Origin of the sequence: Mycolicibacterium smegmatis, assembly GCF_001457595.1 — a bacterium.
Lineage (GTDB): Bacteria > Actinomycetota > Actinomycetes > Mycobacteriales > Mycobacteriaceae > Mycobacterium > Mycobacterium smegmatis.
In genome coordinates, this window is record NZ_LN831039.1 from 5030380 (window position 1) to 5055474 (window position 25095).

Sequence of the window (25095 nt, forward strand, 5' to 3'; positions counted from 1 at the left end):
CTCTTATGTGGTGACCCACATGAGAGCAAACTTGTGGGTTTGTTTTGGTGGTGGGGTGATCGGTTTGATCATCCGTGGAGTGTGGTTGCGAGCGCGGTGCGTCAATGTTTCTTCTTACAACGATTATGGGGTGTTGTAAGTTTTCGGCCGGTTAGTGCCAGTTCCCTGCACCTATTACTAGGCTTCCAGGTCTGGTCTATCAATCCCGTGGTCTGCGGGGGGCCTTATCCCTCCTAGAGGGTGAGAAGCCTGGTCTTGGAAGAGGTTTCCCGCTTAGATGCTTTCAGCGGTTATCCTGTCCGAACGTGGCTATCCAGCCGTGCCCCTGGTGGGACAACTGGTATACCAGAGGTTCGTCCGTCCCGGTCCTCTCGTACTAGGGACAGGTTTCCTCAAGCTTCTGACGCGCGCGGCGGATAGAGACCGAACTGTCTCACGACGTTCTAAACCCAGCTCGCGTGCCGCTTTAATGGGCGAACAGCCCAACCCTTGGGACCTGCTCCAGCCCCAGGATGCGACGAGCCGACATCGAGGTGCCAAACCATCCCGTCGATATGGACTCTTGGGGAAGATCAGCCTGTTATCCCCGGGGTACCTTTTATCCGTTGAGCGACACCCCTTCCACTCAGAGGTGCCGGATCACTAGTCCCGACTTTCGTCCCTGCTCGACATGTCCGTCTCGCAGTCAAGCTCCCTTGTGCACTTACACTCAACACCTGATTGCCGTCCAGGTTGAGGGAACCTTTGGGCGCCTCCGTTACATTTTAGGAGGCAACCGCCCCAGTTAAACTACCCACCAGGCACTGTCCCTGAACCGGATATACGGTCCGAGGTTAGAGGCCCAATACGATCAGAGTGGTATTTCAACAACGACTCCACCCACACTGGCGTGTGAGCTTCACAGTCTCCCACCTATCCTACACAAACCGTATCGAGCACCAATACCAAGTTGTAGTGAAGGTCCCGGGGTCTTTTCGTCCTGCCGCGCGTAACGAGCATCTTTACTCGTAGTGCAATTTCGCCGAGTCTATGGTTGAGACAGTTGAGAAGTCGTTACGCCATTCGTGCAGGTCGGAACTTACCCGACAAGGAATTTCGCTACCTTAGGATGGTTATAGTTACCACCGCCGTTTACTGGGGCTTAAATTCTCCGCTTCACCCCCAAAGGGAGTTAACGGGTCCTCTTAACCTTCCAGCACCGGGCAGGCGTCAGTCCGTATACATCGTCTTGCGACTTCGCACGGACCTGTGTTTTTAGTAAACAGTCGCTTCTCACTGGTTTGTGCCACCCACTCACGCTTGGGCCGTAAAGGCTTACACGCCATGTGGGTCCCCCTTCTCCCGAAGTTACGGGGGCATTTTGCCGAGTTCCTTAACCATAGTTCACTCGTACGCCTTAGTATTCTCTACCTGACCACCTGTGTTGGTTTGGGGTACGGGCCGTGTATGTCCTCGCTAGAGGCTTTTCTCGGCAGCATAGGATCACCGAATTCGCCTCACTCGGCTATGCATCACCTCTCAGGATATACGCCAGACGGATTTACCTATCTGACTCCCTACAGGCTTACCCCGGTATTACCACTGACCGGTACGGCTACCTTCCTGCGTCACCCCATCGCTTGACTACTACCAACGAAGGTCCCATGCAGCCCCACCAACGCCACACCCCGAAAGGTGTGATCACGGTGGTTTTGGATGGTTAGTACCGCTGATTCATCATGGACGCACATACACGGGTACGGGAATATCAACCCGTTGTCCATCGACTACGCCTGTCGGCCTCGCCTTAGGTCCCGACTCACCCTGGGCGGACTGGCCTGGCCCAGGAACCCTTGGTCTTTCGGCGGGCAAGGTTCTCACTTGCCTAATCGCTACTCATGCCTGCATTCTCACTCCCACACCCTCCACCACTCGATCACTCGGCGGCTTCACCGGATGCAGGACGCTCCCCTACCCAGCCAACACGTTGGCTGCCGCGGCTTCGGCGGTGTGCTTGAGCCCCGCTACATTATCGGCGCACAATCACTTGACCAGTGAGCTATTACGCACTCTTTCAAGGGTGGCTGCTTCTAAGCCAACCTCCTGGTTGTCTTCGCGACTGCACATCCTTTTCCACTTAGCACACGCTTAGGGGCCTTAGCCGGCGATCTGGGCTGTTTCCCTCTCGACGCACGGAGCTTATCCCCCGCCGTCTCACTGCCGCACTCTTGGACTTACCGGCATTCGGAGTTTGGCTGACGTCAGTAACCCTGTGGGGCCCATCGGCCATCCAGTAGCTCTACCTCCGGCAAGAAACATGCGACGCTGCACCTAAATGCATTTCGGGGAGAACCAGCTATCACGGAGTTTGATTGGCCTTTCACCCCTACCCACAGCTCATCCCCTCAGTCTTCAACCTAAGTGGGTTCGGGCCTCCACGCGGTCTTACCCGCGCTTCACCCTGGCCATGGGTAGATCACTCCGCTTCGGGTCCAGAACACACCACTACACCACACACTCTTGTGTGGATACGCCCTATTCAGACTCGCTTTCGCTGCGGCTACCCCACCCGGGTTAACCTCGCGACATGTCCCTGACTCGCAGGCTCATTCTTCAAAAGGCACGCCATCACCCCACGACACGTCGAGGGCTCTGACGGATTGTAAGCGCACGGTTTCAGGTACTCTTTCACTCCCCTCCCGGGGTACTTTTCACCATTCCCTCACGGTACTAATCCGCTATCGGTCACTGGGAAGTATTCAGGCTTACCGGGTGGTCCCGGCAGATTCACAGCAGATTCCACGGGCCCGCTGCTACTCGGGAACACCATCAAGACAGACGTCGGGTTTTCACGTACCGGGCTCTCACCGTCTACGGCAGGCCATCCCAAGCCATTTCCGCTAACCACAACATTTTCTCACTGCCCTCCAGCCAGGTAGAGCCGGAAAGATAGGTCCCACAACCCCGCACACACAACCCCTACCCGGTATCACATGCATACGGTTTAGCCATCCTCCGCTTTCGCTCGCCACTACTCACGGAATCACATTTTGTTTTCTCTTCCTACGGGTACTGAGATGTTTCACTTCCCCGCGTTCCCCCCAGACGCCTATATATTCAGCGCCTGGTGACACGACATCACTCGTGCCGGGTTTCCCCATTCGGACATCCTCGGATCAACGCTCGGTTGACAGCTCCCCGAGGCTTATCGCAGCCTCCTACGTCCTTCATCGGCTCCCAGTGCCAAGGCATCCACCATGCGCCCTTAAACACTTACAACACAAAAAACCAATAATCAGAAGAAAAATTGCACATCAATTTGTCCGCAACAATGCGCCACCCAACCTCAAAGGCCGGCAGCCACACTCTTACGAACTAGATGCTCGCAACCACTATCCACAAATCAAACACCACACCCCACCACCAAAGCAGGGCAACAACACGCCTCCCACCACACACAGTGGCCAGGGAACAACGGGCCTGTTGTCTCAGGGCCCAATAGTGTGTCTGGCAGTCCATCGAAACAGCGTTTCCCACACCGCATCTCAACGTTTGCTGTGCACCAAGCCGGCGCCACTACAGCGCTCCAGCTCCTCACGGCTCACACCCTCCCCAACGGAGAGTGTCTCTCGTGGTGCTCCTTAGAAAGGAGGTGATCCAGCCGCACCTTCCGGTACGGCTACCTTGTTACGACTTCGTCCCAATCGCCGATCCCACCTTCGACGGCTCCCTCCACAAGGGTTAGGCCACCGGCTTCGGGTGTTACCGACTTTCATGACGTGACGGGCGGTGTGTACAAGGCCCGGGAACGTATTCACCGCAGCGTTGCTGATCTGCGATTACTAGCGACTCCGACTTCACGGGGTCGAGTTGCAGACCCCGATCCGAACTGAGACCGGCTTTGAAAGGATTCGCTCCACCTCACGGCATCGCAGCCCTTTGTACCGGCCATTGTAGCATGTGTGAAGCCCTGGACATAAGGGGCATGATGACTTGACGTCATCCCCACCTTCCTCCGAGTTGACCCCGGCAGTCTCTCACGAGTCCCCACCATAACGTGCTGGCAACATGAGACAAGGGTTGCGCTCGTTGCGGGACTTAACCCAACATCTCACGACACGAGCTGACGACAGCCATGCACCACCTGCACACAGGCCACAAGGGAACCGACATCTCTGCCGGCGTCCTGTGCATGTCAAACCCAGGTAAGGTTCTTCGCGTTGCATCGAATTAATCCACATGCTCCGCCGCTTGTGCGGGCCCCCGTCAATTCCTTTGAGTTTTAGCCTTGCGGCCGTACTCCCCAGGCGGGGTACTTAATGCGTTAGCTACGGCACGGATCCCAAGGAAGGAAACCCACACCTAGTACCCACCGTTTACGGCGTGGACTACCAGGGTATCTAATCCTGTTCGCTCCCCACGCTTTCGCTCCTCAGCGTCAGTTACTGCCCAGAGACCCGCCTTCGCCACCGGTGTTCCTCCTGATATCTGCGCATTCCACCGCTACACCAGGAATTCCAGTCTCCCCTGCAGTACTCTAGTCTGCCCGTATCGCCCGCACGCCCACAGTTAAGCTGTGAGTTTTCACGAACAACGCGACAAACCACCTACGAGCTCTTTACGCCCAGTAATTCCGGACAACGCTCGGACCCTACGTATTACCGCGGCTGCTGGCACGTAGTTGGCCGGTCCTTCTTCTGCACATACCGTCACTTGCGCTTCGTCTGTGCTGAAAGAGGTTTACAACCCGAAGGCCGTCATCCCTCACGCGGCGTCGCTGCATCAGGCTTGCGCCCATTGTGCAATATTCCCCACTGCTGCCTCCCGTAGGAGTCTGGGCCGTATCTCAGTCCCAGTGTGGCCGGTCACCCTCTCAGGCCGGCTACCCGTCGTCGCCTTGGTAGGCCATCACCCCACCAACAAGCTGATAGGCCGCGGGCCCATCCCACACCGCAAAAGCTTTCCCCTACCAGGCCATGCGACCAGCAGGGTGTATTCGGTATTAGACCCAGTTTCCCAGGCTTATCCCAAAGTGCAGGGCAGATCACCCACGTGTTACTCACCCGTTCGCCACTCGAGTACCCCCGAAAGGGCCTTTCCGTTCGACTTGCATGTGTTAAGCACGCCGCCAGCGTTCGTCCTGAGCCAGGATCAAACTCTCCAAACAAAAACAACCCATCCAAAGACAGGTGAATTCACAATCAGAGAAAATCTGACCTAACAAAAAGACACCAAAACTGGCATCAAAAACATCCACCCCTAAACGGGAAAAAGAGGCGGACAAAAAACAACAAACAAAAACCACCAAACACACTATTGAGTTCTCAAACAACACGCCCAGATTGTTAGCCGCCCCGTTTTGGGGCAACCCTGCCAGCTTAATACTGCTTTGTCTGGCTTGTCAAGTCGCTCTGGACCGGGTTGTTCTCTCCGCTCCGCGGCGACTTCATAAAGATAATACGAGGTTCGTCGCGATTGCAAATCGCCTGGTCAGAGGCGGTTTGTGACGGATGGGACCAAGCCTGACCGTCACGGGTCTTGCTTCCTACGAGCTTACTCTCTCGATCTCGGCTCCGAGGCTGACCAGGTTTTCCACGAACAACGGATAGCCGCGATCGATGTGGAACACGTCGTGGACCTCGGTCTCTCCGTCGGCGACCAGGCCGGCGAGCACCAGGCCGGCACCGGCCCGGATGTCCGACGACCACACGGGTGCGCTCGACAACTGCGGGATCCCCCGCACCACGGCGTGGTGTCCGTCGGTACGGGCGTCGGCGCCGAGCCGGATCATCTCCTCGACGAACCGGAAGCGCGCCTCGAACACGTTCTCGGTGATCATCGACGTCCCGTCGGCGATCGCCGCGAGGCCGATGGCCATCGGCTGCAGGTCGGTCGGGAATCCCGGGAACGGCAGGGTCGCGACATTCACGGCCTTGGGGCGCTCGTACTGCACGACGCGGAAGCCGTTGTCGTTCTGCGTGACGGTCGCGCCGGCATCGTGCAGTTTGTGCAGGACCAACTGCAGGTGCTGCGGGTCGACGCCGGTGACCGTGATGTCACCCCTCGTCATCGCCGCGGCGATCCCCCACGTCGCGGCGACGATCCGGTCGCCGATCACGCGGTGCTCGGTCGGATACAGCCGGTCCACGCCGGTGATCGTCAGGGTCGAGGTTCCCGCGCCGCTGATCTGCGCGCCCATCTCGTTGAGCATCGCGCACAGGTCGACGACGTCGGGTTCACGCGCCGCGTTGTGGATGGTGGTCACACCCTCGGCCACCACGGCGGCCATCAGGATGTTCTCGGTCGCCCCCACCGACGGGAACTCCAACTGGATCTCGGCGCCGTGCAGATGGTCGGCCTCGGCCACCACGCAACCGTGCTCGATGTTGCACGTCGCACCCAGTTGCCGCAGACCGGCCTGGTGCATGTCCAGCGGCCGCGACCCGATCGCATCCCCACCGGGCAACGCGACCCTGGCCTTCTTGCACCGCCCCACGAGCGGGCCGAGCACACATACCGAGGCCCGGAACTGCCGTACTGCCGCAAAGTCGGCGTCGTACTTGGGTTCGTCGGGCGAGGTGATCCGCACGGTCGCACCGTCGAGTTCGACGGTCGCCCCCAGCCCCCGCAACACCTCGGCCATCAGCGGTACGTCGAGGATGTCGGGGCAATTGGTGATCGTGCTGGTGCCCTCTGCCAACAGCGCGGCTGCCATGAGTTTCAAGACGCTGTTTTTCGCGCCCCCCACAGCAACTTCGCCTGATAACCGGTTGCCACCGGTCACCACGAAACGCTCGCTCACGCAGGTAAGTCTAGACAGGCCGCAGATCGGATCGAGAAACCTCGCCATAACACGGCATGACCGTTCTGCCTCACCGCTGCCCCGGTAGCGTGCGTGTCATGGCCGTTCATCTCACTCGCATCTACACCAGGACCGGCGACGACGGGACCACGGGGCTGAGCGATTTCAGCCGCGTGCCCAAGAACGACGCCCGCTTGACGGCATATGCCGACTGCGACGAGACCAACGCCGCGATCGGCGTCGCGATCGCGCTCGGCAATCCCGATCAGCAAATCCGGGCGGTATTGCAGCAGATTCAGAACGACCTGTTCGACGCCGGCGCGGATCTGTCCACCCCGCTCGTCGAAGATCCGAAGTACCCGCCGCTGCGCATCTCGCAGGACTACATCGACCGCCTGGAGAAGTGGTGCGATGAGTTCAACGAGGCTCTGCCCGCGCTCAACTCGTTCATCCTGCCCGGCGGAACCCCGTTGTCGGCGCTGCTGCATGTGGCCAGGACCGTGGCGCGGCGCGCCGAGCGGTCGGCATGGATCGCGGTGAACGAGTTCGGGGACTCGGTGAGTGTGTTGCCTGCGAAGTACCTCAACCGGCTGTCGGACCTGCTGTTCATCCTGTCGCGGGTCGCCAACCCCGAGGGTGATGTGCTGTGGAAGCCGGGTGCAAATCAGTAGGTGCGGCGCCGCGCGCGCGGTGACGGCCGGGATTCCAGCCAGGAGGTGAATGCCGTCAGCGCGCCTCGGTCCAGCGCGATCTCGTAGCCCCGCTTGCGCTCGGGGCTGGTGTCGCGCAGTTCCAGGATCACGATCTGATCGGTCATGATGTCGTACTCGTCGCCGCGGGGCGAGCGGCGCGAGACGACTTCGAGGCCTCGCCTGCTGAGCCGGCGATCAGGCCACCAGCGGATGCTGGAAAGCCGGTAGAAACCGGCTTCCCCTCCGCGATAACGCATCACACCGTGCCGCCAGCCGTGGCCGCCGACCGCGGGATAGTCCCGCAGGATCGCCGCCGTTCCGCCCACCTGGCGCAACTTCCACAGCCGGTAACACAGTGCGATGACCAGTACCAGGAGCACAGCGATGAGCGCGACCATGCCGATCATGGACGCGCTCATCGATGTGACTAGTCGATCTGGCCGAGGGCGCGCAGCCGCGCCCGGCCCCATGCCGCGGTCCGCTCGTCGTCGGATGCTGCGTCTTCCTTGGCAGCATCCGCGTCGATCTCGGACTCGAATTGTGCGTTCTCCACGAGGATCCGGACGGTCTCCTCGGTCACCGACAGGAAACCGCCGTCGACCGCGATCCGCAGATCGTCCTCGCCCTCGCGCTCGACCCGAACCATCGCGTCGTCGACCAGCTGCGCCACGAGCGGGATGTGCCGCGGCAGGATGCCGATCTCACCGGCGGTGGTGCGGGTGAACACGAACGTAGCGGGTCCGGACCAGAGCTCACGCTCGACGGCGACGATCTCGACGTTCAGATCAGCCACACCACACCACCTTTCGGACGCTCAAGGACATGGCAATCACAGCTTGGCGCCGAGGCTCTCGGCCTTCTTCGCCAGGTCGTCCAGACCACCGATCAGGAAGAACGCCTGCTCGGGCAGGTGATCGAACTCGCCCTTGGTGAGCTTGTCGAACGCCTCGATGGTCTCCTTGAGCGGCACGGTCGAGCCCGGCTGACCGGTGAACTGCTCGGCGGCCATCATGTTCTGGCTCAGGAAGCGCTCGATACGACGCGCCCGGTTCACCAGCTGCTTGTCCTCTTCGGACAGCTCGTCGATACCGAGGATCGCGATGATGTCCTGGAGATCCTTGTAGCGCTGCAGGATCCGGATGACTTCCTGGGCGACGCGGTAGTGCTCGTCACCGACGATCGCCGGGTCCAGGATGGTCGAGGACGACGCCAGCGGATCCACCGCCGGGAAGATGCCCTTCGAGAACACCGCACGCGAGAGCTCGGTGGTGGCGTCCAGGTGGGCGAACGTCGTCGCCGGGGCCGGGTCGGTGTAGTCGTCGGCGGGCACGTACACGGCCTGCATCGAGGTGATGGAGCGACCACGGGTCGAGGTGATGCGCTCCTGCAGCTCACCCATCTCGTCGGCCAGCGTCGGCTGGTAACCCACGGCCGAAGGCATACGACCCAGCAGGGTCGACACCTCGGAACCGGCCTGGGTGAACCGGAAGATGTTGTCGATGAACAGCAGCACGTCCTGGCCCTGCTCGTCGCGGAAGAACTCGGCCATGGTCAGGGCCGACAGGGCGACGCGCATACGGGTGCCCGGCGGCTCGTCCATCTGACCGAACACCAACGCGGTGTCCTTGAGCACGTTGGCGTCGGCGAGCTCGACCCACAGGTCGTTGCCCTCACGGGTGCGCTCACCCACGCCGGCGAACACCGAGGTACCACCGAAGTTGCGGGCGATACGGTTGATCATCTCCTGGATCAGAACCGTCTTGCCCACGCCCGCGCCGCCGAACAGGGCGATCTTGCCGCCACGCACGTACGGGGTGAGCAGGTCGACGACCTTCAGACCGGTCTCCAGCATCTCGGTGCGGGGCTCCAGGTCAGAGAAGGCCGGCGGCTTGCGGTGGATCGACCAGTGCTCGAAGTCCTTGCCGTAGCCCGGATCGTCGAGGCAGTCGCCGAGGGCGTTGAACACGTGGCCCTTGACGCCGTCGCCGACCGGGACGGAGATCGAGGCGCCGGTGTCGGTGACCTCGACGCCACGCACCAGGCCGTCGGTGGGCTGCATGGAGATGCAGCGCACCAGGCTGTCACCGAGGTGCTGGGCGACCTCGAGGGTCAGGGTCTTGGCGAGCGCACCGAACGTGATCTCGGCGTGCAGCGCGTTGAACAGCTCGGGCACAGAGCCACGCGGGAATTCGACGTCCACCACCGGGCCGGTGATGCGGACTACGCGACCCGCGGTCTTTTCTGCAGTAGCAGTCATTCTCTCTTCGCTTCCTGAAAGGGGCTTGCTTCTCAGCCTATTTCGAGCCGGCCAGCGCGTTGGCGCCGCCGACGATCTCGCTGATTTCCTGGGTGATCTGTGCCTGGCGCTCGCGGTTCGCCGCCAGCGTCAGCGCCTTGATGAGGTCGTCGGCGTTGTCGGTGGCCGACTTCATGGCGCGCCGGCGCGAGGCCGACTCGGACGCTGCGGCCTCGAGAAGTGCGGCGTACACGCGGGTCGCGATGTAGCGCGGCAACAACGCGTCGAACAGCGTCTCCGGATCCGGTTCGAACGAGTAGAGCGTGCGCGGCCCGGTCTCGACCTCGCCGACGTACTCGACCTCCATCGGCGCGGCACGACGGGCGACCGCGGTCTGCGAGAGCATCGACCGGAACTCGGTGAACACGATGTGCAGTTCGTCGACCCCGAGGATGCCGTCGGCGCCCGCGTCGTCACCCTCGTCGTCGGCGCCCGCCATGAAGGCGTTCACCAAGGTGTCGGCGATCTCCCTGGCGTTCTCGTAGGTCGGGCGCTCGGAGAAGCCGGTCCACGACTCGACCACGGTGCGCTGCCGGAAGCTGAAGTAGCCCAACGCCTTACGGCCGACCACGTACAGCACCGGGTCCTTGCCCTCGTCGCGCAGCAGCGAGAACAGCTCCTCGGCGCGGCGCAGCACGTTGGCGTTGTAGGCACCGCACAGGCCGCGGTCCGACGACACCACCAGCACGCCGGCCCGCTTGGGCTGCTTGCGCTCCACGAGCAGCGGGTGGTCCAGCGCACTGGCACCCGCAAGTTCGGTGAGCATGTTGGTGATCTCGGCGGCATAGGGACGGGCTGCTTCGACCCGTGCCTGCGCCTTGGCGATCCGCGAGGTCGCGATCAGCTCCTGGGCCTTGGTGATCTTCTTGATCGACCCGGCGGAGCGGATGCGCCCGCGTAGTTCGCGCAGTGTGGCTGCCATCTGTTACCTAGGCCTTCTTGGGTGCCGGCTTGCGGACCTTGACGGATTCCTTCTCCAGGTCCTCGGGATCGAGGGCCTCGGCGTTCTCGGAGACGACCACCGAGCTGCCGTCAGAGGCCTGGAAGCCCTTCTTGAATTCGTTGATGACCGAGACCAGCTTCTCCTCGGCTTCCTCGGAGAGCTTCTTGGTCTCACGGATGCCGTCGAAGATGTCGGAGTGGCTGGCCTTCACGTGCTCCAGCAGCTCGGACTCGAAGCGCTGAACGTCTTCGACCGGAACGGAATCCAGGTGGCCCTGGGTGCCGAGGAAGATCGCGACGACCTGCTCCTCGACGGCCAGCGGGCTGTACTGCGGCTGCTTGAGCAGCTCGACCAGGCGGGCACCGCGGTCCAGCTGGGCCTTCGACGCGGCGTCGAGGTCCGAGGCGAAGGCCGCGAAGGCCTCCAGCTCGCGGTACTGCGACAGGTCCAGACGCAGCGAGCCTGCGACCTCTTTCATGGCCTTGATCTGGGCGGCGCCACCGACGCGGGACACCGACACACCGACGTTGATGGCCGGCCGCACACCCTGGTTGAACAGGTCGGACTCCAGGAAGCACTGGCCGTCGGTGATCGAGATGACGTTGGTCGGGATGAACGCCGAGATGTCGTTGGCCTTGGTCTCGATGATCGGCAGACCCGTCATCGAACCGCCGCCGAGTTCGTCCGACAGCTTCGCGCAGCGCTCCAGCAGGCGCGAGTGCAGGTAGAACACGTCACCGGGGAACGCCTCGCGGCCCGGCGGGCGGCGCAGCAGCAGCGAGATCGCGCGGTAGGCGTCGGCCTGCTTGGACAGGTCGTCGAACACGATCAGGACGTGCTTGCCGTTGTACATCCAGTGCTGGCCGATGGCCGAGCCGGTGTAGGGGGCCAGCCACTTGAAGCCTGCGGCGTCAGAAGCCGGGGCGGCGACGATGGTCGTGTACTCCATGGCGCCGCCCTCTTCCAGCGCGCGCTTCACGCTGGCGATGGTGGTGCCCTTCTGGCCGATGGCGACGTAGACGCAGCGGACCTGCTGCTTGGGGTCGCCGGTCAGCCAGGCCTCACGCTGGTTGAGGATGGTGTCGACGCAGACGGCGGTCTTGCCGGTCTTGCGGTCGCCGATGATCAGCTGGCGCTGACCGCGGCCGATCGGGGTCATGGCGTCGATGGCCTTGATGCCGGTCTGCAGCGGCTCGGACACGCTCTGGCGCTGCACCACCGAAGGCGCCTGCAGCTCGAGGGCGCGGCGGGTCTCGGCGGCGATGTCGCCCTGGCCGTCGATCGGCTGGCCCAGCGGGTTGACGACGCGGCCCAGGAAGGCGTCGCCGACCGGGACCGAGAGCACCTCGCCGGTCCGCTTGACCTGCTGGCCCTCTTCGATCTTCTCGAACTCACCCAGGATGACGGCGCCGACGCTGTGCTCGTCGAGGTTCAGTGCCACGCCGAGGACCCCGCCGGGGAACTCGAGCAGTTCCTGCGTCATGACCGAGGGCAGACCCTCGACGTGGGCGATGCCGTCACCGGCGTCGATGACGGTGCCGATCTCTTCACGCTCGGTGTCGGCGGAAAACGAGGATACGTAGTCCTCGATGGCACCTTCGATATCAGCAGCCGAGATTGTCAACTCTGCCATGGTTTTTCGTCTTCCTACCTAGTTCTTGGGTGGTTCGTGGATCAAGTCAGTCCGGCAAGCCGGTCTGCGCGGCGGCCAAACGGGAGGCGATGGAACCGTCGATCACTTCGTCACCGACCGTGATCGACAGGCCACCGAGGAGTTCCGGGTCGACGTGGAGTTGCACGGACACCGGACGGCCGTAGATGCGGGAGAGCACCTCGGTCAGACGCGTGCGCTGTGCGTCGCTGAGTTCGGCCGCGGCCGACACATGCGCCACAACCTCGCCTCGCCGGGACACCGCGAGTTCGGCGAGATCGATGACGGCCTCGTCGGCGCGCTCGCCGCGGAGCAGTCCGACGGTCTGCGACAGCAGGGCCGCTGCCGTCTGGTTCACGCCGGGGCGACCGGTGAGCGCCTTGTCCAGCAGCGCGACACGACCTTCCGCGGGGGTGGTGTAGTCGCTCAGCAGTGCCGACAGGCGCGGCTCGGCGTCGAGGACCCGGCCGAAGCGGAACAGCTGCTCCTCGACCTCGTCGACCTCACCGGCGATCTCGGCGCGCTTGAGCAGGGCCAGGCGTGCGGTGTGCTCGACGGCGTCGATCAGGTTCGACTCGGTCGACCAGCGGTTCGACACCGCGGTGCGCAGCAGGTCCAGCGTGGTGGCGCTGACCTTGTCCGACAGCAGACGCTCGAGCAGGCGCACCTTGGGAGCGCTGTCGTCGGTGGGCTCGGCCAGGTGCTTGTTGAGCGCGGTCTCGCTCAGCAGCAGCTTCGCGACCGAGGCCAGTTCGTCGGCGAGGTTGGTGAGCCCGTCGGCGTCGAGGCCGCCCGCGACCGAGTCGAACTTCTCGACCAGCGCCGCGAGCGATTGGCGGCTCGCGGCACGCAGCCGGCTCGTCGCGGCGGTGTCGATGACGACGCTCGACGGCGCCATCTGCTCGAGTTCGCTCAGGAAGCGGTCGACGGTGGCCGACTGTGCCTGCGGATCGGCGACGTGCGCCCGGACGATCTCGGCGGCCTTGTTCACGGCCTCCGCGCCGAGCCCGGTGCGCAGCTGACGGATGAGCTGCTGGCGCATCAACTGGATCTGCTGTGCGCCTTGGGCCTTGATCCGCTCCGCCTCGGAGCCGGCCTGTTCGGACAGCTGCGCGGCGATGCGCTCGGAGTCCTGCTTGGCCTCCTCGGTGACCTTCTCCGACTCGGCCTTGGCGTCGGCAAGCGCCTTGGCGTGCATCGCGTCGGCATCAGCGAGCTTCTTGGCTGCCTCGGCACTCTCGGCGAGCGCCGCACGCACGGCCTCCTGCTGGTTACGCATCAGGGTCCGTACGGGTGGCACCACCCACTTGACGATGATGAACGCGATGACGGCAAAGCCGATCAGCTGTCCGATGAAAATCGACATCTACTGTGTCCCACCTGAATTCACGTCGACGCCGAGGATCCTGCTGGCCAGCTTGGCTGACAGCCCGTCCACCGACGACTCGAGGCCACTGCGCACCTGATCACCCTGGGCGGACAACTGCTGGTCCGCCTGGGTCAGGGTCTGGGCCACCTCACCACTGGCTTGTGCACGCTTCTCGTCGACCACCGAGCGACCGGCCGCGCGGGCCTCGTCGCGAAGCGCCGAGGCCTGGGCACGCGCCTCGGCCATTTCCTTCTCGTAGTCCGCCTGTGCCGCAGCGACCTGCTCGGCGGACTTGCGGTTGTCGGCTGCGGTCTTGGCCAGCATCGCTTCCCGCTCGGCCAGCACCTTGCTGATCGGTGGCACAACCCATTTCGAGATCACGCCGAGCACGATCAAGAAAATGATCAGCACGGCGAAGAAGGTGCCGTTGGGGATCAGGAAGTTGCTTCCGCCCCCGCCTTCCTCGGCTGCCTGGCTGGCCGCCAGGATCGTTGCGCTGAATTCACCCATGCCGGCGGATTACTGAAGGCCAGGAGTGGCGAAGACGAACAGCGCCATGAAGGCCAGGTTGATGAAGTACGCGGCTTCCACCAGACCGACGGTGATGAAGAACGGGGTGAACAGCCGGCCCTGGGCCTCGGGCTGACGGGCGATACCCGAGATCAGCGCGTTACCCGCGATACCGTCGCCGATACCGGCACCGATGGCGCCGCCACCCATGATCAATCCACCGCCGATCAGGGCGCCGGCCGTGATGATGGCGTTGGGATCGAGATCCATTCCTTTATTCCTCCTTGGTAACTGGCGGCTCAGTAAATGTTGCCGTCAGAGTTCGTGTCGATCGGGTCGTAGGGATTTGTTCGGTCCAGCAGGGTTGCTCGTCAGTGGTCCTCGTGGTCCAGTTCCATCGACTGGCTGAAGTACAGGATCGTCAGCAGCGAGAAGATGAAGGCCTGGATGAGGCCGACGAACAGGTCGAAGGTCTTCCACACGGCGTTGGGGAACCACTGGATGTACCAGGGGAACATGGCGATCAGCGCGACCAGGATGCCGCCGGCGAAGATGTTGCCGAAAAGACGGAGGGCCAGCGAGATCGGCTTGGCGAGTTCTTCGACGATGTTGATCGGCGCGAGGAACGCGACGTGGCCCTTGACAACCTTGATCGGGTGGCCGACGATGCCGCGACGCCAGATGCCTGCCGCGTGGTAGCAGACGAACACGAACAGCGCGAGCGCCAGCACGAAGTTGATGTCGGAGGCGGGTGCCTTGTACAACTCGGCCGCGGCGCCGTCGGCTCCGCCGTACTGCAGCGGGAGCACCGCGAGCCAGTTGGAGATCAGGATGAACACGAAGATCGTCACCGACAGCGGCAGCACGAACGGGGCGATCTTCATGCCGATCGAGCCCTCGATCTGCTGACGCATCTGGATCGTCAGCGCCTCCCAGAACAGCTGCACACCGCTGGGCACCCCGGTGGAGGTGACCTTGGCCCGCAGGTAGAAGGCCAGCGCGATCACGATCACGGCGGTGACGGCAGTGGCGAGAATGGTGTCGCCATTGAACGTCATGCCGAACAGCTCGAACACGAGCGTGTGATGGCCGACGTGGATGGCTGCGCCACCCTCTTCAGCGGCCAGCACGGTCGTTGTCTGAGTCATGGAGGTCAGCTCAACCCTTCGATTCCGTATCCAAGACGTCCAGGCCGGTCGAGCGGATCTTCCGCAGGACGGGGATGCTGGTGCTCATCACCAGCAGTGCCTGGAACACCGCCAGCCCGAACAGCACCGCGATGCCGCCCGAACTCTTGAAGACAAACGCGATCGCGAGTGCGATCGCGGTGATGACGAGAAGACGGGTGGCCGAGTTGACGGCCATCTTCTTCTTGAGCGGGTGCTCCTCGGCCGTGATCGATTCGACGGCGCGACGCACGAGGAGGGCGTTGATCAAGCCCAGTCCCAGTCCGATGCCGAAGAACATGCCGAAGAGGACGTGCCCGGTGAATCCGGCAGCAAGCAACGCAATGGCGGTGAGTGCGACGCAAACGACCAGCAAGCGCAGTGGCCGGAACGCCACCGACGGGAACACCAACGGCGCATCGTGCGCTGGTGTCGTCACTGATTCACCTCAATCCCGCTGTTACGGACGCAGAACCCTTGCTGGGGCATGGCTGCCTGGTAAAACCCTGTGCGTGCCCGACGAGCGTATCGGAGGGCGTTGGGCGCGCTGGAATCACCCAAGGGGTTAGCTCCCTTTGTCGGTCGTTTTTCGGCGCCGATCGGCTCTACGAAATCCGATGGGCCGGGCCGGCAACCCGCGAGGTTTTTCGGGTTCTGCGAGCACGGTACCACATGGTAGGGACCCTAAAACCGCCCCTACTACTTTCCGTCGTACTGAATCCGTTCACGGCTCCTGCGCACCGTCTGGACCGCGGCGCAACAGCGGGATCAGCGTGACCACGATCGCCACGACGATGGCCACTCCCATGACCATCGCGGTCTGGCCCGGATCGAAGAAGATCGTGCTTGCCGCGCCGAACGCGATGATCCCGACCCACAGGTAGATCAGCAACACCGCGCGACGGTGGGAATGACCGATCTGCAGCAACCTGTGGTGCAGGTGCATCTTGTCGGGACTCAGCGGGCTGCGGCCCGCGCGGGTGCGCCGCACGATCGCGAGCAGGGTGTCCAGCGCGGGCACCAGCATGACGGCGACCACCAGCAGGAACGGTGACAACAGTGCGAACACGTCGCGCGCGCCGTAGGCGTTCTGCGATATGGGGCCCGCGGCGGTGGTCGAGGCCGCGCCGAGCATCAGCCCGATCAGCATCGAACCCGAGTCGCCCATGAAGATCTTGGCGCGGTGGAAGTTGTGCGGCAGGAACCCCAGACATGCGCCCGCGAGCACCACGGAGATCACCGCGGGCGGGTAGAACAGCACGTCGCCACCGTGGTCGCGCAGCAGACCCACCGAGAACACGCAGATGGCCAGTGCCGTGATGAGCCCGAGGCCGGCCGCGAGCCCGTCGAGGCCGTCGACGAAGTTCATCGCGTTGATGATCGACACGGTCAGCGCGAGCGTCAGCAGGATCGAGGAGACCTGGTCGAGCACGATCGTGCCCACTCCCCCGATCGGGATGTAGAGCACGCTCCACGCCACGCCCATGGTGACCAGCACGCTCGCGGCGGTGATCTGGCCTGCGAACTTGGTCAGCGCGTCCAGGCCCCACCGGTCGTCGATCAGGCCGATCGCCATGATGAGCCCGCCCGCCACCACGACCGCGGGCATACCGGTCGAGTACACGAATCCGCGTGTCAGCGCGGGCAGTTGGGATGCCAGCAGCACCGCCGATGCGACGCCGATGTACATCGCGAGCCCGCCCATGCGGGGTGTGGGCTGCACGTGCACGTCGCGTTCGCGCGGGTAGGCCACGGCGCCGAAGCGGATCGCGAGCACCCGCACCCACCCCGTCGCGAAGTAGGTGATGATCGCGGCGGTGAGGCCCACAAGCGCCAGCTCACGCAGCGGAACGCCTGCGCCAGTGTCCGACAGCGCGAGGACCACCTGACTGTCCATGCCGGTCTCGCGGGTGGCCGTGATCACCGGAGCACCGTACTGCAGCAAGTTGAGATCACTCCGTGAGCGACGTGGTGAGTGTCGCGACTTCCACGTCCAGCACGCGTGCGACGTCCTCGGCGCTGATCGGTCCCGTTCGCAGGATGCGCGGATCGGATCCGGTCAGGTCGACGATCGTGGACGCGGCCTGCTGTTCGGCGGGCCCGCCGTCGAGGTACACCTCGACCAGATCGCCGAGTTGTTCGCGCGCCTCGGCGGCCGTGCCCGCCGCGGGGCGGCCCGAGATGTTCGCGCTGGACACCGCCATGGGGCCCACCTCGCGCAACAGTTCGATGGCGACGGGGTGCAGCGGCATCCGCAGCATCACGCTGCCCCGGGTGTCCCCCAGGTCCCACTGCAGTGACGGCGCCTGGTGGACGACAAGGCTCAGCGCGCCCGGCCAGAACGCCCTGATCAGCTCGCGGGCGGCGCGGGGAACCGAGTACACCAGGCCGTCGATCGTGGTCCACGAGCCGACCAGCACGCCGACGGGCATGTCGCGGCCGCGGCCCTTGGCCGCCAGCAGTGCCCCGACCGCGCCGGAGTCGAATGCGTCGGCGCCGATGCCGTAGACGGTGTCGGTGGGCATCACCACCAGCCGGCCGCCCTTGACCGCGCTGACCGCCGAGGCGATACCGATGGCGCGTTGTTCGGCGTCGGCACAGTCGAACAGCTGGGTCACATCGACTCCTCGCGCGAGCGCTCGTCGGTCATACCCATCAGCTTCGCGCAATCCGGGTCGCGGTGACAAAGCGGGGGCGACCTGTCAGGTCGTGGCGGGCGGTGACGTCGGTGAAATTGCCGTCGTGCGTGAACGCCTGGACCGTGCGGGCCGACGTGGTGTCGTCGTGTTCGACGGCGCATTTGCCGCCGTCGCGCAGCCAGCGGGCAGCCAGCGCCACGATGGGCCGGATGACGGCCATGCCGTCGGGCCCGCCGAACAGCGCGTGTGCCGGGTCGTGCTCGGCGACCTCGGGGTCCAGTTCGGCGCCTTCGGGGATGTAGGGCGGGTTGGACACCACGAGATCCACACCGCCGTCGAGGTCGGGCAGCAGGTCGGGGGCCGTGACGTCGGCGGCCAGCACCTCGACCGAGGTGCCCGCGGTGTTGCAGCGCGCGTATTCGAGCGCGGCGGGCGAATCCTCGACGGCGATGACGCGGGCCTGCGGGCGGTGCTGGGCCAGCGCCAGCGCGAGCGCCCCGGTTCCGGTGCACAGATCGACGATCACCGCGTCGCGGGGAAGTTGTTGTGCCACGGCCCATTCCAGTAGCGACTCAGTCTCCGGGCGCGGGATGAAGACGCCGGGACCCACCTCGAGCGTCAGCGGCCCGAACGCCGCGGTGCCGACGAGGTGCTGCAGCGGGATCCGTTTGGCGCGCGCGGCGACCAGGTGCTCGAACGCCGCGAGCGCCTCGGGATCTGGGTCGTCGACGAACATCAGCCTGCCGCGATCGACGCCCAGGGAGTGGGCGGCCAGCAGTTCGGCGTCGATGCGCGGGGTCGCCACGCCCGCGGCGGCGAGCGTGGCCGTCGCGGCCTCGATCGCGGTGCGCAGGCGCGTCATGGAAGCCGGATCAGGCCTGCTGCAGGCGCGACTGTTTGTCGGCCGCGGCCAGCGCGTCGAGCAGCGCGTCCATATCGCCGTCGAGCACCTGGTCGAGGTTGTGCGCCTTGAAGTTGATGCGGTGATCGGCGATGCGGTTCTCGGGGAAGTTGTAGGTGCGGATCCGCTCGCTGCGGTCGACCGTGCGGATCTGGCTGGCGCGGTCGGCCGACGCGTCGGCCTCGGCCTGCTCCTCGGCCAGGGCCTGCAACCGCGCGGCGAGCACCTGCATGGCGCGGGCCTTGTTCTGCAGCTGCGACCGCTCGTTCTGGCACGTCACGACGATGTCCGTGGGCAGGTGGGTGATGCGCACCGCGGAGTCGGTGGTGTTGACGCCCTGACCGCCCTTGCCCGAGGAGCGGTAGACGTCGATGCGCAGATCGGATTCGTCGATCTGGACTTCCTCGACCTCTTCGGGTTCGGGATAGACCAGGACACCCGCGGCCGAGGTGTGCACGCGGCCCTGCGATTCGGTGACGGGGACGCGCTGCACGCGGTGCACGCCGCCCTCGAACTTCAGCCGCGCCCACACACCGTCGGCGGAGTCGCCCTTGCTGCGGATCGACAGCGTCGCGTCCTTGTAGCCGCCCAGGTCGGACGTGGTCTCGTCGAGCATGGTCACGGTCCACCCGTGCCGCTCGGCGTAGCGGATGTACATGCGCGCCAGGTCGGCGGCGAACAGGGCCGATTCCTCGCCACCCTCGCCGGACTTCACCTCCAGCACGATGTCGTCGGCGTCGTGCGGATCACGCGGTGCCAGCAGGTCGGTCAGCTGGTTGTCCAGTTCGGCGACCTTCGCGGTGAGTTCTTCGACCTCGTCGGCGAAGCTGGCGTCGTCGGCCGCGAGCTCGCGGGCCGCCTCCAGATCGCCGCGGGCGGCCTCGAGCTTGCGGTAGCAGGCGACGATCGGCGACACCTGCGCGAACCGGCGGCCCACCTTGCGGGCAGCCCCGGCGTCGGCGTGCAGGGCCGGATCAGCCAGCTGGCGCTCGAGGTCGGCGTGTTCGGCCAACAGCGCCTCAATTGCCGGTGCGGTATCCGTGCCGCTCACCGCCTACTCCTCTACTGATGAATGAAATACCTGCTGAAACAGCAACAGCGCCCAAATCTGACGCATATGCGACAGATCGGGCGCCGTTGAGGTAGCTACTTGTCCGCAGCAGCCTTGTTGCGCTTGCCGTAGCGCTTCTCGAAGCGCGCCACGCGGCCGCCGCTGTCGAGGATCTTCTGCTTGCCGGTGTAGAACGGGTGGCACTGCGAGCAGACCTCGACGACGATGGTGCCGCTCTGCTTGGTGCTACGGGTGGTGAAGCTGTGGCCACAACCGCACTGCACGGTCGTGTCGACGTACTCAGGATGAATGCCTGTTTTCATGGTTCCTCTTCAATCGTGGACCCGGGTCGCCCAAATGCTGTACCGGACGTGAACCGGGACCGAGGGTCAGCGGTCCATTATGCCAGGGCAACCGCCAATCCCCTAAACGCGGGCTATGCAGGGGATATTCCTGGCGCCGCGCCGGGGGCCGAGGCGGCGGAGAGGTCGGTGAACCGGGTGCCGTCGCGGTGCCACAGTACGCGTCCGGCCGGGTCGGTACCCATGGCGACGAGCTCGCGTTTGAGGATCTTGTTGGTGGCGGTGGTGGGCAGGTCCTCGGCGATCCAGACATACCGCGGCCACGCCTTGGGCGACAGGTCGCGCTGGGCGGCCAGGAACTCCTCGAACTCCCCCGGCGTGAGCGTCGCGCCGTCCTGCAGCACGATCGCGGCCATGACCTGGTCGCCGACGTACTCGTCGGGCACCGGGTACACCGCGACGCGGTTGACGGCGTCCAGGCGCAGCAGGATCCGCTCGATGGGCGCGGCCGTGAGGTTCTCGCCGTCGACGCGCATCCAGTCGGCGGTGCGGCCGGCCAGGTAGATCCAGCCGTCGGCGTCGCGGTACGCGAGGTCGCCCGACCAGTACATGCCGTGGCGCATGCGCTGGTCGGTGGCGCCCTGATCGTTGTAGTAGCCGCGGAACAGGCCGCCGCCCGCGGTGTTGACCAGCTCCCCGATCGCCGCGTCGGGGTTGGCCAGGGCCCCGGTGGCGTCGAATTCGGCGACCGCGCATTCGGTCACGGTCTGCGGGTCGTAGATCGCGACGCCGGGGAACCCCTTGCCGATCGATCCGGGCGGGCAGTCGTCGGGCCGCGTGATGATCACCGCGGTCTCGGTCGAGCCGAACCCGTCCCACACCGTGCAGCCGAACCGCCTGCTGAAGGCCGCGATGTCGCGGTCGGCGGCCTCGTTGCCGAATGCGATGCGCAGCGGGTTGTCGTGGTCGTCGGGCTTTTCGGGCGTCGCCAGGATGTAGGCCAGCGGCTTGCCGACGTAGTTCATGTACGTCGCGCCGTACCGCCGGATGTCGGGCAGGAAGCCCGACGCCGAGAACGTCGCGGGCGCCATGGCCGCACCCGCGCCCACGGCCACGCTCCATCCCGCGTACACGGCGTTGGAGTGGAACAGCGGCATCGCCAGATAGCACACGTCTTCGCAGGTCAGACCGTATCTCTCGACGAGTGCGCTGCCCGCGAACAGCACCATGGCGTGCGGCACCTCGACGGCCTTGGGGTCGCCGCTGGTGCCGGAGGTGAAGATCATCATGAACGTGTCGTCGGGGCCTGCCTCGCGGTACGGGGTCAGTTCCCCCGCTTCGGGGCAGATGTCGGAGGCGTCCAGCACGGTGACGCCGGGCAGTTCGAGTCCGTCGATCAGGCCGCGGTGTTCGGCGTCGGTGATCAGCAACTGGCAGTCGACGCGGGCGATGTCACGTGCCAGGCCCTCGCCGCGGCGGGTGGTGTTGATGCCGCACAGCACGTAGCCGCCGAGTGCGGCCGCGGCCAGCGCGGTGAGCATCTGCGGGGTGTTGCCCAGCAGCACCCCCACGTGCAGCGGACGGCCGTGATCGGCACGGGAGATCAGGAAGCGGGCCTGCGCCGCGGCTTCGGCGATGTGCTCGCGCCACGTCCACGTGCGATCGCCGTACTTCACCGCGACGGTGTCCTGCTCGGCGCGTGAGCGGAGCAATTGCTGCAGCGTATCGGCCATCCGGTGTAACCCCAGGAGCTAGTGGACAGATTGCGAAATCTGTCTAGCACGGTTATGTCGCCGCCCGTTGGCGTTTGACCTTGGCAGAATCGGTGGGGCATCGCCGAACACTGCCCGAGCCCCACGACACCGAGGTCGCCGCACTTGACCAACGCCACCGCACCGCGCAGCGTCCGTGATCGACTCATCGACGCGGCTGAGACCTGTCTGCGGGCCAAAGGAATTCGCGCGACCACGGTTTCCGAGGTGGCCGAGGCCGCCGGGGTGTCACGCGGGTGGCTCTACCGGCATTTTCCCGACAAGGTCTCGCTGCTCGGCGCGGCGATCGTGCGTCTCAACGATGCGTACTGGTCGGACGCGCACGCGTTTCTCGCGGCGTACGACGGCCTCGACGAGAAGATCGCCGCAGGGATCCGGTACGGCAGGACGGCCTACGACGATCCGGGCGCGCTCCTGATGAAACTGCGCCTCGACGAACCCGAGGAGTTCGCGGCGTGCGCGGGCGCGGGCGTGCAGGGCCTGGTCCCCGATCTGGCGGCGTTCTGGACGCGGTATCTGCTCGCCGCGCGCGACACCGGCGAGATCCATCCGAACACCGATATCGCCGAGGCTGCGGAATGGGTTGCGCGCGTGGTCATCTCCTTCGCGACGGTGCCCGGCGAGCAGCTCGACGCGAGTGATACCGGCGCCGTGCTGACCCACCTGCGCCGCTACGTCATGCCGGGGCTGCGCGCCGAACCGGCGAGCTGATCCTCAAAAGCACGAAACCCCCGCCGAAGCGGGGGTTTCGTGTGAGCCGTCGGATCAGTCGACGTCCATCGAGCCGGGGGCCGTCTTGGACACCTGGACCAGGAACTCGTAGTTGGTCTTGGTCTTGCGCAGCTGGCTGATCAGCAGGTCGATGGCCTGGTGGGAATCCAGCCCGCTCAACACGCGACGCAGCTTGTGCACGATCGCGAACTCGTCCGGGGACAGCAGCAGCTCGTCCTTGCGGGTGCCGGACGGGTTGACGTCGACGGCCGGGAACACCCGGCGCTCGGCGATCTTGCGGTCCAGCTTGAGCTCGGCGTTACCGGTGCCCTTGAACTCCTCGAAGATGACGGTGTCACCGGTCGACCCGGTCTCGACCATGGCGGTCGCGATGATGGTCAACGAGCCGCCGTGCTCGATGTTGCGGGCGGCGCCGAGGAAGCGCTTGGGCGGGTACAGCGCGGTGGAGTCGACACCACCGGACAGGATGCGGCCCGACGCGGGCGAGGCGTTGTTGTACGCACGGCCCAGGCGGGTGATCGAGTCCAGCAGCACCACGACGTCCTTGCCCTGCTCCACGAGGCGCTTGGCGCGCTCGATGGCCAGCTCGGCGGCCTGCGTGTGATCTGACGGCGGGCGGTCGAACGTCGAGGCGATGACCTCGCCCTTCACCGACCGCTGCATGTCGGTCACCTCTTCGGGCCGCTCGTCGACGAGCACGACCATCAGGTGGCATTCGGGATTGTTGCGGGTGATCGCGTTGGCGATGTCCTGCAGGATCGTGGTCTTACCGGCCTTGGGCGGCGACACGATCAGGGCGCGCTGCCCCTTGCCGATCGGCATGATCAGGTCGATCACACGCGTCGAGAGGCGCTCGGGGCTGGTCTCCAGCCGCAGCCGCTCGTTCGGGTACAGCGGCGTGAGCTTGCCGAACTCGGGGCGCTTCTTGGCGTCCTCGACCGAGCCGCCGTTGACGGTGTCCAGACGCACCAGCGGGTTGAACTTCTGGCGCTGGTTCTGGCCGCCGCTGTCGCCTTCACGCGGCACGCGCACGGCACCGGTCACGGCGTCGCCGCGGCGCAGGCCGTTCTTGCGCACCATGTTCATCGAGACGTACACGTCGTTCGGCCCGGCCAGGTAGCCCGAGGTCCGCACGAACGCGTAGTTGTCCAGGACGTCGAGGATGCCCGCGACGGGCTGCACGACGTCGTCCTCGCGCAGTTCGGTGTCGTTGCCACCCTCGCCGCCGCGCTCACCGCGCCTGCGGCGGTCACGGAACCGGCGGCCGCGACGGCCCTGGCGGCCCTCGCCGTCGTCGTCGGAATCGGCGTTGTTGCCCGAACCGCCACCGCGGTTCTGCTGGCCGCCGCCCTGCTGGTCCTGGTCACGCTCGGAACGGTCCTGCTTGCCCTGGTCCTGCTTGCCGTCCTGGCCGTCCTTCTCGCCACGGTCGGAGCGGTCCTGCCTGCCGGAACGCTCACGGCGCTGACGGGGCTGGGACTCCTGGGACTCGCCGGCCTCGGGTGCCTCGGCAGCCTTGGTCTGGGCTTCTTTGGCGGGCTTGTCGGCCTTTTCGGCGCGTTCGGTCTTGGCTTCGGCAGGAGCTTCGGCCTTGGCTTCGGGCTGCGCCTCGGTCTTGGCCTCGGGCTGCGCCTCGGTCTTGGCCTCAGACTTGGCCTCAGCCTTTTCGCCGGCCTCACCCTTCTCGGCGACAGGAGCGCCGGCCTGGCGGGTGGAAGCACGACGTTCGCGGCGACGCGGGGCGGGCGCCTCGGCGGCCTGCTCGCCGGTCTGGGCGTCGGCGGTCGCCGGGCTGCTGGCCTCAGCGGTCCGGCCGTTGGATTCGCCTCGGTGGGCGCGAATGGCGGCGATCAGCTCACTCTTGCGCAGACCGGACGCACCTTCAACACCGATTTCCTTGGCGAGTGCGCGCAGCTCCGGCAACACCATCGTCGAAAGCGACGCGGACCGGGCGCGCGGCGCGGTGTTCGATTTCACAGCACCCGACAAATCGCCAGTGTCGCTGGCATTGTCAGCTGTGAAGAGGTCCGTTTCAGTCACGGATTTCCTTTCTTTCCCCCGCTGATTTCGTCGGGCGAGGGCTCCCCAAAGGTCGATGCGCATTCAGCACGTCCGCTGAATGCGTGACTCACACCGTCGCCTGTGCAACGGCGATCGCCACGATCCGCGCCGCGATGCGGCGAACCATCAGTCCACGAGTAGAACACGAGAAGATTGGGTGGTCGTCCTGGTGTCGACGCAGGCGAGAACCCTGCGAGTGCTGGACGAGAGCGAGAATAGCCCTCTTCGG

20 protein-coding genes and 2 rRNA genes are annotated in these 25095 nt (G+C 65.0%); 2 read left to right on the forward strand and 20 right to left on the reverse strand.

Annotated elements, in window-relative coordinates:
- Nucleotides 1-131 precede the first annotated feature (131 nt).
- From AT701_RS24075 to murA, 3 genes are all read right to left on the reverse strand, one after another.
- A 23S ribosomal RNA gene (locus AT701_RS24075) occupies nucleotides 132-3258 on the reverse strand.
- A 366-nt stretch (nucleotides 3259-3624) separates the two neighbouring features.
- Nucleotides 3625-5146 (reverse strand): 16S ribosomal RNA (locus AT701_RS24080).
- Together the 16S and 23S rRNA genes form the textbook arrangement of a ribosomal RNA operon.
- 378 nt (nucleotides 5147-5524) lie before the next feature.
- Entirely contained in the window at nucleotides 5525-6781 is a 1257-nt protein-coding gene (gene murA, locus AT701_RS24085) for a UDP-N-acetylglucosamine 1-carboxyvinyltransferase (RefSeq protein ID WP_011730199.1), read from the reverse strand.
- 98 nt (nucleotides 6782-6879) lie between these two features.
- Here murA and AT701_RS24090 point away from each other — a divergent pair, with 98 nt between their 5' ends.
- Nucleotides 6880-7452 carry a cob(I)yrinic acid a,c-diamide adenosyltransferase gene (locus AT701_RS24090; RefSeq protein ID WP_011730200.1) on the forward strand — a complete coding sequence of 191 codons (573 nt, stop codon included), beginning with the start codon at nucleotides 6880-6882 and terminating at the stop codon, nucleotides 7450-7452.
- Here the strand turns inward: AT701_RS24090 and AT701_RS24095 are convergent.
- From AT701_RS24095 to fadD1, 16 genes are all read right to left on the reverse strand, one after another.
- The gene (locus AT701_RS24095; RefSeq protein WP_014878187.1) at nucleotides 7446-7892 is read right to left on the reverse strand and encodes a DUF2550 domain-containing protein; all 447 of its coding nucleotides are present in this window, start codon (nucleotides 7890-7892) and stop codon (nucleotides 7446-7448) included. The two genes, AT701_RS24090 and AT701_RS24095, sit on opposite strands and share 7 nt — an antisense overlap.
- Nucleotides 7893-7900: 8 nt before the next feature.
- Nucleotides 7901-8266 (reverse strand): F0F1 ATP synthase subunit epsilon, encoded by a 366-nt coding sequence (locus AT701_RS24100; RefSeq protein ID WP_011730202.1) that lies wholly within the window; start codon nucleotides 8264-8266, stop codon nucleotides 7901-7903.
- A 36-nt stretch (nucleotides 8267-8302) separates the two neighbouring features.
- A complete protein-coding gene (gene atpD, locus AT701_RS24105; RefSeq protein WP_003896328.1) occupies nucleotides 8303-9730 on the reverse strand; it encodes a F0F1 ATP synthase subunit beta in 1428 nt (475 codons plus the stop codon).
- 37 nt (nucleotides 9731-9767) lie between these two features.
- Nucleotides 9768-10691, reverse strand: coding sequence for a F0F1 ATP synthase subunit gamma (locus AT701_RS24110; protein ID WP_003896329.1), 924 nt, complete (start codon nucleotides 10689-10691; stop codon nucleotides 9768-9770).
- A 7-nt stretch (nucleotides 10692-10698) separates the two neighbouring features.
- Entirely contained in the window at nucleotides 10699-12345 is a 1647-nt protein-coding gene (gene atpA, locus AT701_RS24115; protein ID WP_003896330.1) for a F0F1 ATP synthase subunit alpha, read from the reverse strand.
- Between the two features lie 46 nt (nucleotides 12346-12391).
- Nucleotides 12392-13729, reverse strand: a complete 1338-nt coding sequence (locus tag AT701_RS24120) for a F0F1 ATP synthase subunit B/delta (protein WP_003896331.1) — start codon at nucleotides 13727-13729, stop codon at nucleotides 12392-12394.
- On the reverse strand, nucleotides 13730-14242 hold the full coding sequence (locus tag AT701_RS24125) for a F0F1 ATP synthase subunit B (RefSeq protein ID WP_003896332.1): 513 nt from the start codon (nucleotides 14240-14242) through the stop codon (nucleotides 13730-13732). It lies immediately after the preceding gene.
- A gap of 9 nt (nucleotides 14243-14251) precedes the next feature.
- Nucleotides 14252-14512 (reverse strand): F0F1 ATP synthase subunit C, encoded by a 261-nt coding sequence (locus AT701_RS24130; RefSeq protein ID WP_003896333.1) that lies wholly within the window; start codon nucleotides 14510-14512, stop codon nucleotides 14252-14254.
- Between the two features lie 101 nt (nucleotides 14513-14613).
- The gene (atpB, locus tag AT701_RS24135; protein WP_014878188.1) at nucleotides 14614-15390 is read right to left on the reverse strand and encodes a F0F1 ATP synthase subunit A; all 777 of its coding nucleotides are present in this window, start codon (nucleotides 15388-15390) and stop codon (nucleotides 14614-14616) included.
- A gap of 10 nt (nucleotides 15391-15400) precedes the next feature.
- Nucleotides 15401-15847, reverse strand: coding sequence for an ATP synthase subunit I (locus AT701_RS24140; RefSeq protein WP_003896335.1), 447 nt, complete (start codon nucleotides 15845-15847; stop codon nucleotides 15401-15403).
- A gap of 285 nt (nucleotides 15848-16132) precedes the next feature.
- Nucleotides 16133-17353 (reverse strand): UDP-N-acetylglucosamine--decaprenyl-phosphate N-acetylglucosaminephosphotransferase, encoded by a 1221-nt coding sequence (rfe, locus tag AT701_RS24145; protein ID WP_011730204.1) that lies wholly within the window; start codon nucleotides 17351-17353, stop codon nucleotides 16133-16135.
- Nucleotides 17354-17360: 7 nt separating this feature from the next.
- Nucleotides 17361-18026 carry an L-threonylcarbamoyladenylate synthase gene (locus AT701_RS24150; protein WP_003896337.1) on the reverse strand — a complete coding sequence of 222 codons (666 nt, stop codon included), beginning with the start codon at nucleotides 18024-18026 and terminating at the stop codon, nucleotides 17361-17363.
- Between the two features lie 37 nt (nucleotides 18027-18063).
- Nucleotides 18064-18909 carry a peptide chain release factor N(5)-glutamine methyltransferase gene (gene prmC, locus AT701_RS24155; protein WP_058126737.1) on the reverse strand — a complete coding sequence of 282 codons (846 nt, stop codon included), beginning with the start codon at nucleotides 18907-18909 and terminating at the stop codon, nucleotides 18064-18066.
- Between the two features lie 10 nt (nucleotides 18910-18919).
- Entirely contained in the window at nucleotides 18920-19999 is a 1080-nt protein-coding gene (gene prfA / locus AT701_RS24160) for a peptide chain release factor 1 (protein ID WP_058126738.1), read from the reverse strand.
- A gap of 95 nt (nucleotides 20000-20094) precedes the next feature.
- The gene (gene rpmE, locus AT701_RS24165; RefSeq protein ID WP_003896340.1) at nucleotides 20095-20322 is read right to left on the reverse strand and encodes a 50S ribosomal protein L31; all 228 of its coding nucleotides are present in this window, start codon (nucleotides 20320-20322) and stop codon (nucleotides 20095-20097) included.
- A gap of 113 nt (nucleotides 20323-20435) precedes the next feature.
- A complete protein-coding gene (fadD1, locus tag AT701_RS24170) occupies nucleotides 20436-22034 on the reverse strand; it encodes a fatty-acid--CoA ligase FadD1 (RefSeq protein WP_058126739.1) in 1599 nt (532 codons plus the stop codon).
- A gap of 144 nt (nucleotides 22035-22178) precedes the next feature.
- Here fadD1 and AT701_RS24175 point away from each other — a divergent pair, with 144 nt between their 5' ends.
- Nucleotides 22179-22784 carry a TetR/AcrR family transcriptional regulator gene (locus AT701_RS24175; RefSeq protein ID WP_003896342.1) on the forward strand — a complete coding sequence of 202 codons (606 nt, stop codon included), beginning with the start codon at nucleotides 22179-22181 and terminating at the stop codon, nucleotides 22782-22784.
- A gap of 54 nt (nucleotides 22785-22838) precedes the next feature.
- Here the strand turns inward: AT701_RS24175 and rho are convergent, their stop codons facing one another.
- Nucleotides 22839-24845 (reverse strand): transcription termination factor Rho, encoded by a 2007-nt coding sequence (gene rho, locus AT701_RS24180; RefSeq protein ID WP_058126740.1) that lies wholly within the window; start codon nucleotides 24843-24845, stop codon nucleotides 22839-22841.
- Between the last annotated feature and the right edge of the window lie 250 nt (nucleotides 24846-25095).

Bases quoted from the DNA above. Each gene is read 5' to 3' on its own strand.
- atpB (WP_014878188.1), bottom strand. From the start codon at position 15,390: ATGACTCAGACAACGACCGTGCTGGCCGCTGAAGAGGGTGGCGCAGCC.
- AT701_RS24130 (WP_003896333.1), bottom strand. From the start codon at position 14,512: ATGGATCTCGATCCCAACGCCATCATCACGGCCGGCGCCCTGATCGGC.
- prmC (WP_058126737.1), bottom strand. From the start codon at position 18,909: ATGACGCGCCTGCGCACCGCGATCGAGGCCGCGACGGCCACGCTCGCC.
- AT701_RS24120 (WP_003896331.1), bottom strand. From the start codon at position 13,729: ATGTCGATTTTCATCGGACAGCTGATCGGCTTTGCCGTCATCGCGTTC.
- AT701_RS24095 (WP_014878187.1), bottom strand. From the start codon at position 7,892: ATGAGCGCGTCCATGATCGGCATGGTCGCGCTCATCGCTGTGCTCCTG.
- AT701_RS24090 (WP_011730200.1), top strand. From the start codon at position 6,880: ATGGCCGTTCATCTCACTCGCATCTACACCAGGACCGGCGACGACGGG.
- fadD1 (WP_058126739.1), bottom strand. From the start codon at position 22,034: ATGGCCGATACGCTGCAGCAATTGCTCCGCTCACGCGCCGAGCAGGAC.
- AT701_RS24110 (WP_003896329.1), bottom strand. From the start codon at position 10,691: ATGGCAGCCACACTGCGCGAACTACGCGGGCGCATCCGCTCCGCCGGG.
- AT701_RS24125 (WP_003896332.1), bottom strand. From the start codon at position 14,242: ATGGGTGAATTCAGCGCAACGATCCTGGCGGCCAGCCAGGCAGCCGAG.
- atpA (WP_003896330.1), bottom strand. From the start codon at position 12,345: ATGGCAGAGTTGACAATCTCGGCTGCTGATATCGAAGGTGCCATCGAG.
- rpmE (WP_003896340.1), bottom strand. From the start codon at position 20,322: ATGAAAACAGGCATTCATCCTGAGTACGTCGACACGACCGTGCAGTGC.
- atpD (WP_003896328.1), bottom strand. From the start codon at position 9,730: ATGACTGCTACTGCAGAAAAGACCGCGGGTCGCGTAGTCCGCATCACC.